Raw genomic sequence first — 9213 nt, 5'->3', positions numbered from 1 at the left:
TTAGCGGACTTGTCCCACCTTTAGCCGTCGCCTTTTATTGCAATCAACTCTGGTAGACCGGACAAACGCCACCCCTCCGATAACCTTTCGCGATCCTTTGCCCTGCGTAGCGGCATTCTAGTGGTCGCTATAATGGAAACGCGCGAGTGATATACTGTGCGAATATGGGCAGTCACTTTTTGAGCCTCTTCGATCCGGTTAAGCAAAGCCAAACTCGCTGCGATAATGCCAAGTGCGTGGTGATTATCTGCGCTCTCCGCCAAAACAGCTCTCGCATAGGAAATGGCTTCTTCGTCCCGTTCAGCAAAGAAATGACCGGCTGCAGTCCAAAGCTGCCAAGTAACGAGAGCGGGATCCAGAGGGCTTAAGCGCATGGCGCGTGCCACTTGTCCGATGCCGACTTCCGGATGTCCGAAAGAAATGCTAATCCAACCAGCTACGCCGCAAACTTGGGCCAGGTTGGGATTGAGGGAGAACGCCCGATTGATGTAGGCAGCGCCGCCCTCCACATCATCAACGACATAGGCAATTGCGAACCCGCTCGCTCCCAGGACGAAGGCGTCATCAGGTCCCAATCTTATGGCCGTTCGTGCCATCCGGTTTGCGTCTGCTGCTTCCTGCACGGGGTCGACCGTCCACCCAAATCCTTTCCTGAGCGTATAACACCGGGCCGCTGCGGCATATGCCGGAGCAAACTCCGGGTCGAGTTCAATAGCCTTTGACAAAAGGGGCAATGCCTCGTCGTTAGCCTCCTTGGAGTACTTCGCGAAGAGCGCAATGCCGCGCAAATAATAGTCGTAGGCATCGAGGTTCTCAGTTGGCTTATGCTTTGAGCGCTCGATTTCAGCCTGTTGAAGTCTTGGGGCGATGGCGCTTACTACATTTGCCGTGACTTGATCTTGCAGATCGAAGATATCGTCGAGCCCTCCGTCAAAGTGATCGGCCCAAAGATGCCCGCCCGAGATCGCATCAATCAACTGCCCCGTTATACGAACCTTGCCGCCTACTTTGCGAACACTCCCTTCAAGCACGTAGCGGACCCCTAGCTCTTGTCCGACCTGTCTGATGTCGACTGTCTTGCCTTTGTAAGTGAACGAGGAGTTTCGCGCGATCACGAATAAGAGCTTGAACCTCGAAAGCGCAGTGATGATGTCCTCAACCATTCCATCGGCGAAGTATTCTTGTTCGGGGTCGCCGCTCATATTCTGAAAGGGCAAAACAGCGATTGAGGGTTTATCGGGAAGCGGAAGTGCTTTCTTGCGCTCGGGCTGCGCAACGCTCGTACCAGTGTTGGCCTGCGGTCTCGTAGCGTAAGCGCGCACTGGGCGGTCGATATTTTTCAGCTTCTGTTCGCCTAAATCTGTGAAAGCGGCCGAGACCTTGCCGCGAACCTGGTCGTAGGCGGAACCCGAGATACAAATGCTGCCCGGCTCCGCTACACTTTCAAGCCTCGCCGCAATGTTTACGCCGTCCCCGAGGATATCGTCGCCGTCAATCAGAATATCCCCGAGGTTGATGCCGATCCTGAACAGCATACGGCGGTCCGCTGGCGCGGCCTCATTGCGCTCAGCCATGACAGCTTGCACCGCGATCGAGCATTCGACTGCATCAATAACGGAGGGAAACTCAAGTAGCAGGCCGTCTCCTGTTGTCTTGACCAAACGCCCCCCATACTTCGCCACAAGGGCATCGGTGACGGCGCGGTGTTCGCGCAGGGTAAGAGCAGTGCCGACCTCGTCGAGGCCCATCAAACGCGAGTAACCCGCCACGTCAGCTGCAACGATTGCCGCCAGTCGTCGCTCTAGTCGTCCTCCCGTCATGGGACCCCCGCGCGATTTTCAACTCCATAAGAGCACAGGGAGGGGGCCTCTGTCAGCGGGTAGCAGCCCCCAATCCGTGTCGAAATGTCCGCCTAGGGTCAAAATCGGCGGTCCGGACCGCTGCAATCAGTTTCCGCTCCACACCCGACAGCCGACGCCCCAACAAGCATTCCGCTGGGCAGCGATGGGCCACTTCCGGACTCATGCAGCGCAGTAAACTACCTCCTTATTCGATCACCTCGTCGGCGCGCGCGAGAAGGTTGGGTGGGATGGAAAGGCCGATTGCCTTCGCTGCTTTTAAATTTATCGCCAACTCGAATCTGGTTGGCTGCTCGACCGGAAGGTCAGCAGGCGCAGCGCCGTTCAGAATCTTCCCCGCATAGACGCCAAGCTGACGGGAAACATCAGTAATGCGAGGCGCGTAACTCATGAGCCCGCCATTCTTTACGAAGAGAGACCACTCGTAGATTGCTGGAATCCGATTCTGGTCGCAAAGGGCCGCCAGTTGCTCTCGACGGGCGATGTAAAATGCGTCTGGGTTGACGAGAAGCGCAACATACTTTCGGTCTTTTATCTCATCGAAAGCATCGGCAATCTGCTGGTCTGTGCTCGCTTTCAGAATGCTGATTTGGCGCCCAAGCAACTTCGCCGCTGCTTGAGCGTCTGCCGAGGTTACATCCACGTTGGGATTGGTCGGATTAGTCAGTACAGCGATTGCGCCGCCTTCGGGATTCAACTCGGCCAGAAGCTCCAGTCGCTTGGCGACGAGCTGTGGAGTGTACATGCTGACGCCGGTCGCGTTACCTCCCGGCCTGCTTAGACTAGAAACAACGCCAAGGGACACGGGGTCCATGGCAATCGCAAACACAATCGGGATTGTCTTTGTTGCGGCCGTCGTCGCCAAGGCCCCGTTCGTACCTGTGGCGGCCACAATTACTTGTACGTGACCTTGAACAAGGTTTGCGATCAGCTCCGGAAACCGATCATATTTGCCCTCGGCGAAGCGGTACTCGATTGTGACGTTCTGGTTTTCCACAAAACCTTTGGTCCGAAGACCTTCGCGGAAGGCGACGAGTAGTTCTGTACTTTTCTCGGCTGAATCGAAGCCCAGATAACCAACTACCGGAAGCGCTCCTTTCTCTGCATACGCCGGAGACATGGAGGTCGCCGCCGCAACCACGAAAAGCGCTATGAAGTCCCGTCGCTCCATTCCGCCCTCCATCGTAGTTCGAGAATACGACTGTAGAGTATCAGGTCCCGACGGTCGTCGCATTCGGTGCGGGCGCAAATGTTGCACCGCAAACGCAGCGTAGCCGAGAGCAGCTATGGGTCTTGGCTGTGTGAAAACGCCAGGGCGCTTGACGACGATAGAATAAGTAATTCGTTCAAGACCGCTTTAGCGGTCAACCTCGCAAGCGCATTCAACTTAGAGAACGAACTGAAGAATGTAATTCTAGCCGTCTTTCGATCTCTCGCGTTTTTACACAGCCAGGGTCAAAGGCTGCCCTCGGCAGCTGGCATGCCCTCGGTCCGGTCATGTCCCGGAAGCGGACATCGTCGCGCTCTGGACTGAGGTCAGTCGCGGGCCACAAGCAGGCGGGAAATTATTCGATGATCTCGTCTGCAAATGCGAGCAGAGCTGATGGAACTTCCACATCAAGCGTCTTCGCTACTTTGAGGTTGATCACGAATTCGAACCTGGTTGGTTGCCAGATTGGCAGATCGCCCGGCTTGTCACCCTTGAGGATGCGACCAACATAAAGACCGCCCTGCCGAAAAGCGTCGGTGAGGCTGTTGCCATAGCTCATCAAACCACCGGCGTCCGCGAAATCGCGCCAAGGGTAGATCGCGGGAATACCCGTCCGGGCAGCCAGATCAACAATCAGACGACGCTCAAGATTGAAAAGGCGATCAGAGGTCACAAGCAGCGCATTGGCCTGACGTTGAGCCAATTGTGAAAATGCGCTCTCTACTTCATCAATGCTTCGGGCATCCAAAACAAGCAATTGCAGTCCTGCGGAAGATGCTGCTGATCTCAGGGCGTTTGCATCCGCATTTGGATTATTCGGGTTGACCAACACGCCGACTAGAGACGCCTTCGGCAAGAGCGCGCGCAGCAATTCAAAGCGCTTCGGATCCAACGCGCTCACCCGGAATGAAACCCCAGTGGCGTTCCCGCCTGGGCGGTTGATGGATGCGGCAAGTCCCATCGCAACCGGGTCAAGACCCACCAAAAATACGATCGGGATTTCCGAGGTCGTTGCCTTGGCCGCCAACGCTCCGCCATTGTCGGCAGTAAATATCACAGCTACCTGCTTTCGTACCAAATCGGCCGCGGCGTCTCGCAAGCTTTCGGCACCGTCGGGCCAACGTCCCTCGATTACGACGCTTTGCCCTTCAATAAATCCCATTTGCTTGAGACCACGCCGAAAGGCGTCGCCGAACGTTTCGGTGCCGGCGCTCGGGCGGTTCAAGGAGCCAATCCGGGGAGTTCTCAACTTCTGAGCCTGAGCCGCTAACGGCAAGGTAATCGCTGCGCTCGCTAGAGCCGTAATGAAATTGCGACGTTTCATGTAACGGAACCCGCAAAAAACCACCTCTTGCAACAATATCATGCTTTCGGCAGGTCTTGTGCTCACGGCTGCTCTACCCCCGGTCAGTCGGCTTCAGTCACAAGCGGTCCTGGTAGCTCGCCGGCCCATTGTCGGTTTATCGCACAGCAGCGGACACGTCGGCTTGCTACGCTTCAGGGCGGTGACCAGCCTGAAGAGGACTGCCATCGACGTGTCGCCGGCTCCGCCCGCAGAGCTCGTCGGAATGCTAGCGGCCGTTGCTAGGAAGGCCGGCAAAGGTCCACGCTGAGCCGCTGGTTCACCTGGTCAAATGTACCACCATACTTCGGAGCAACGGAAACACGAACTTGGTTGGGCGTTGCCGTACCCGCGCCTTGGACAAGATCAACTTTCTCCCAGCAGAATGTCGCGATCGGCCACTCTCTGAATCCAAGGCATTCTTTTAAGCCTCGAATGCCACGTGGTCGCCATCCATCTCGCTAATGCAATGAATCATGTGTTCTGGCTGTAATGCAAAACGATGCTCTGTGGCCGCCAGCTTTAGAAGTGAAGCTTCAATGGCGCAGCCCGACGCCTCGCAGGGGACAGTCATTTGATAGCGCTCGCCCGTCAAACAGAAGAAGCCGAGGTCCGCCATGACAGCAAACAAGTCAATCCAATCACTCTGGATTGGCAGGCTGAATGCTGTAAGATCTTTCATCAACAGCTCCAGAATCTTGGTAGCCGCGGACGAGAAGCGGATCTGGTAGACAATTTCGACAGAGCTGATTTGCTCTTTCAATATTTCGTTTTGCTTGAAACGCTCCTGTAAGGCTCGATCGGCAGCTGCCGCGGCCAACAACCAGCGGCCGAGAAACTCTGCTTCACCCGGTCCAGGGCCCTCGACCAGGACCCACCTATCTTTATTGCGCAATGAATTAGCCATTCTGTTTGTCTGCATTCTGAAGAGTCAGGTGCCTGAGCATTCATTTCTGTCCACATGTGCGCGCGAGATACCCGCACACATCCTCACCGCTAGGACCTCTACCGTCACCGTTCCCAAGAACTTGCTCGCGCCAACGTGGATATAGCGAGGCGGCGATCGCCTCCATGCTCTCACCGACTCTCGATGCGATTGCAATTGCGGTCGGATGTGTAGGGCGCGAGTTTGGCAATCACCTGTACCCAACTCTCCCACATGCTGCGCATGTCGCCTATGGGTCCGCCTATGTGAAGACCACTTTTACACACCCTGGGCCGCAAGCAGACGAGGGGGCCTTGCACGCGGGACCGCTTCGACTTTTCAAGCGGTAAATCGGAGCGCCATGGTCTCAGCCCCCGACGCTCACGACGAAAATCGTAGATTGCAACCGTAGCTTTCGTTGGAGGCGCCGAAAAACATTAGCCGGTCAACGGAATGTGGAGGAGGGAGTATCCCCTAAGCGAATTCACTTCTCGACTTGATGCGGAACGTCAATACATCGAAAGCTACTTTCCTTCTGCCGCATTTGCGTCCATTCGGGCAACTTCATGAATTCGCGCAACTGAGATACTCGATCATTAAACTTCTCCTCTTTTGTCCAGCGGCAGACCGTTGTTCGATCGACATCCACCAGGCCAGCGATGCAGCCCACATTCAACTCTGGAGCCTGAGCTAAAATGTATGCTGCCCTCTCTTTAGAGGTGTAGGAGCTTACCTCGTCTTGAGCTGCGGTAGACAACTTAAGTAAGCCGTGGATCAGCTTTTGAAGGTTGGGGCCCGGCGGGGCCACCGTGTAGCTTTGGAGCAGGTCGAATTCGTTGAGCGCTACTCCGCCGAGGGTCGCACTGACAATTTGATCGGGCTCACGGCCGCGATTGTGAGCCGAAGCCCGACGTCATCGTTACTAATCTGCACGCTCTCGTCACGGCCTTTACACAGGCCACTTCGGAGATACCAATCGTTGCGATCGCAGGAAGGTCGATCTGGGAAGGACCAGGTAGAAGCCTTGCTCGCCCCGGGGGAAATCTCACGGGCGTGAGCATCAACGCCGGAAACGAAATCACCGGGAAGCGTTTGGAAATTTTGAAGGAGACGATACCTTCGCTGACCAAAGTCGCTTACCTTGCGTCGGCGCGCGCAGCATGGGAGCACGACGCAGGATTATCTGCCCGCCAGGCCGGGAGCCACTTGGGAATGTCTGTGAATGGGGTATTCCCTGCAGAGTTCAACGAAACTCAAATCCGCCACACCTTCGCTGCGATGACGCAACAACAATTCGAAGCTGTCGTCATTGACGAAGGGGGCGGATTTCTGGCGCAACGAGTCCTTATCGTTGAATTGGCCGAGAAATACCGTCTTCCGGTCTGTTATCCGTACCGCGACTATGTGGACTTAGGTGGGTTGATGGCGCACGCGCCTGATCTGGGCGAACTCGCCCAACGTCTTGCTGACAACGTGCACCAAATCCTAAACGGGGCAAAACCTGGCGACATTCCAGTTTTTCAGCCCACCAGATTTCAGTTGGTCGTGAATCTGAAGGCCGCCAAGTCGCTTGGGCTGACCATCTCACAATCTATAAGCGCTCGAGCTGACGAAATAATCGAATGATTGTGGGGTGTGCTCCTGGCCCGTGGCTGACTTCCCCTCTTGGCCTCGCACGGTCCGCTTCGGAGGGCCGAGCGGAAAGCGATCGTGAAGCCACCGAGGGCAGCCTTTGACCCAACGCGGACATCGGAGCCATTGGTGTTGACCTGATTGTTGGTGCGACATCCTGGCCATATGAAGGTCTTTTGGATGAGCGTGGGATTCTGTAGTCTTCTTTGGAGCTGCTTTTCGAGACGGGACGCGCCGACGTCTCCGTTCGAGGCGAATGGCAGCGGGGAATGCCATCGGCAGGCATCGCACTCTCAATAAAGTCGACAGTCCTATTGTGCCGGTCTCACGAGCATTGCGCGCGCGCGAGTTCGTTCGACCGCAACGAAGGAGTACTGCCCATGTTTAGAAAAACTCATGCGGAACCAGGCGACCCCGCGGCGGACAATGGAATTCTAAGCCGCCGCATCTTTCTTGAGGGCGCGGTCGTTGTCGGTGCGACCGGCGCGGGCCTGTCCCGCGGATCGGCAGAACCGCTTACGGTGCAGCCATGGATGAAGGTGCCGGGTGCAGGATTTGCTGGCTATGGCCAGCCCTCACCGTTCGAGAGTAAGGCGGTCAAAGTGTTTCCGCCGCCGCCGAACCCGCCCGGTGTCGGCGCGTCACGCACGCCGCTGCACATGCTCGAAGGAATGATTACGCCATCCGGACTGCATTTCGAACGTAGCCATTCCGGCGTCCCAGAGATAGATCCCGATCAACACCGGCTGGTGATCCATGGACTTGTGAAGCGCCCGCTTGTCTTTACGGTCGAAGCGCTGTCGCGCTATCCGATGCAGTCGCGTATCGCCTTCATCGAATGTGGCGGCAACAGCCTGGCGCTCAACGCGCCTCAGGCCCAGCCGCTCAATGTGGCGGCTACTCACGGCCTGATGGGTTGCTCGGAATGGACTGGCGTGCGGCTCTCCACGTTGCTCGACGAAGCCGGCATCGAACCAGAGGCGCGCTGGGTGATCGCCGAGGGCGCTGATGCTGCCGCCATGAGCCGTAGCATCCCACTCACCAAGGCGATGGATGATGCGCTGCTCTGTCTTTATCAGAACGGCGAGCGAGTGCGGCCTTCGAACGGCTATCCGGTGCGGCTGCTGTTGCCTGGTTTTGAGGGCAACATGAATGTGAAGTGGCTGCGCCGGCTTAAGCTGACTGCCAGCCCTGTCATGACCAAAGACGAAACATCGAAGTACACGATCCTGCTCAAGAACGAAAAGGCCTGGCAGTTCGTGTTTCCGATGGAAGTCAAATCCGTCATCACGCGGCCGTCGCCGGGGCTCGCCCTGAGAGGGCCGGGATTCTACCAGATTTCCGGACTTGCCTGGTCGGGCAACGGCAGCATTCGGCAGGTCGATGTGTCGGCTGACGGCGGACGAAGCTGGGCGCCGGCGGCTTTGCAGGGCCCGATCCTGCCAAAGGCCCCTGTGCGCTTCCGCGCAGCGTGGCAATGGAACGGCGGTCCCGCCGTGCTGCAGAGTCGCGCCACGGACGACACGGGCATGGTGCAGCCAACGCGCGCGCAGTTCGCCAACGAGCGCGGCTTGCGTGGGATTTACCACTACAACGCCATCGCAAGCTGGCGCATCGACGAGAAGGGGGAGGCCAGCAATGTTTACGCTTAAACCCATTGCAGCCTGCGCATCCATGCTGACGATCGCATCGGCGGCGCTGGCCCAAGTCCCGCAGTTCGGGCAACCGATCGCGCCCGCCGACATCGCAGCGTGGGACATCAGCATTGGACCGGATGGCGCAGGTCTGCCGCCTGGTCGAGGTACCGCAATCGAGGGTGAGGCGATCTATGCAGCGAAATGTCAGGCCTGTCACGGCGAGAAGGGCATCAATCCCAGTGTCGCGCTCGCGGGAGCGCTGGTGGGGGGTATGGGCACACTCGCGCCGGACAAGACACCGATAAAAACTGTGGGAAGTTACTGGCCCTACGCAACAACGCTGTTCGATTACACCCGTCGCGCAATGCCATTCCAGGAATCGAAATCCCTGAGCGCGGATGAGATCTACGCCGTATCGGCCTATATCCTCAATCTCAACGGCATCGTCGGATCGAATGATGTGATGGATGCGCAGTCGCTGCCCAAGGTGAGAATGCCGAACCAGGACGGGTTCATCCCGTTCCCGCGCAATCCGAAGTAACTTCGGGCGCGACCTTGCCCAATAGCGAAGTTGTGCCTCGTCCTGCGGTGGTACGCTCAGTGCAATT

At 57.2% G+C, this 9213-nt stretch carries 8 protein-coding genes; 3 read left to right on the top strand and 5 right to left on the bottom strand.

Annotated elements, in window-relative coordinates:
- Positions 1 to 20 precede the first annotated feature (20 nt).
- From XI05_RS01510 to XI05_RS01490, 5 genes are all read right to left on the bottom strand, one after another.
- The gene (locus XI05_RS01510) at positions 21 to 1820 is read right to left on the bottom strand and encodes an adenylate/guanylate cyclase domain-containing protein (RefSeq protein WP_271498221.1); all 1800 of its coding nucleotides are present in this window, start codon (positions 1818 to 1820) and stop codon (positions 21 to 23) included.
- 226 nt (positions 1821 to 2046) lie between these two features.
- Positions 2047 to 3030, bottom strand: coding sequence for an ABC transporter substrate-binding protein (locus tag XI05_RS01505; protein ID WP_271498219.1), 984 nt, complete (start codon positions 3028 to 3030; stop codon positions 2047 to 2049).
- A gap of 394 nt (positions 3031 to 3424) precedes the next feature.
- Positions 3425 to 4393, bottom strand: coding sequence for an ABC transporter substrate-binding protein (locus tag XI05_RS01500; RefSeq protein WP_271498217.1), 969 nt, complete (start codon positions 4391 to 4393; stop codon positions 3425 to 3427).
- 442 nt (positions 4394 to 4835) lie between these two features.
- Complete coding sequence (locus tag XI05_RS01495) at positions 4836 to 5318, bottom strand: hypothetical protein (protein WP_271498216.1); 483 nt, start codon at positions 5316 to 5318, stop codon at positions 4836 to 4838.
- Positions 5319 to 5820: 502 nt separating this feature from the next.
- Complete coding sequence (locus XI05_RS01490) at positions 5821 to 6144, bottom strand: hypothetical protein (RefSeq protein WP_271498214.1); 324 nt, start codon at positions 6142 to 6144, stop codon at positions 5821 to 5823.
- 107 nt (positions 6145 to 6251) lie between these two features.
- Between XI05_RS01490 and XI05_RS01485 the strand changes: the two genes are divergently transcribed.
- The 3 genes from XI05_RS01485 to XI05_RS01475 all read left to right on the top strand — a co-directional run bounded on the left by XI05_RS01485 (position 6252) and on the right by XI05_RS01475 (position 9146).
- Entirely contained in the window at positions 6252 to 6962 is a 711-nt protein-coding gene (locus tag XI05_RS01485; protein ID WP_271498228.1) for an ABC transporter substrate-binding protein, read from the top strand.
- A 386-nt stretch (positions 6963 to 7348) separates the two neighbouring features.
- Positions 7349 to 8620: a sulfite dehydrogenase gene (gene soxC / locus XI05_RS01480; protein ID WP_271498212.1), complete on the top strand. Its 1272-nt coding sequence runs from the start codon at positions 7349 to 7351 to the stop codon at positions 8618 to 8620.
- Positions 8621 to 8642: 22 nt separating this feature from the next.
- Entirely contained in the window at positions 8643 to 9146 is a 504-nt protein-coding gene (locus XI05_RS01475) for a c-type cytochrome (protein WP_271498210.1), read from the top strand.
- Positions 9147 to 9213 lie beyond the last annotated feature (67 nt).

It is taken from the genome of Bradyrhizobium sp. CCBAU 11357 (assembly GCF_028128865.1).
Classification (GTDB): domain Bacteria; phylum Pseudomonadota; class Alphaproteobacteria; order Rhizobiales; family Xanthobacteraceae; genus Bradyrhizobium.
Note: the sequence above shows the minus strand (reverse complement) of the source record. Positions and strands in the feature narration are given on the sequence as shown.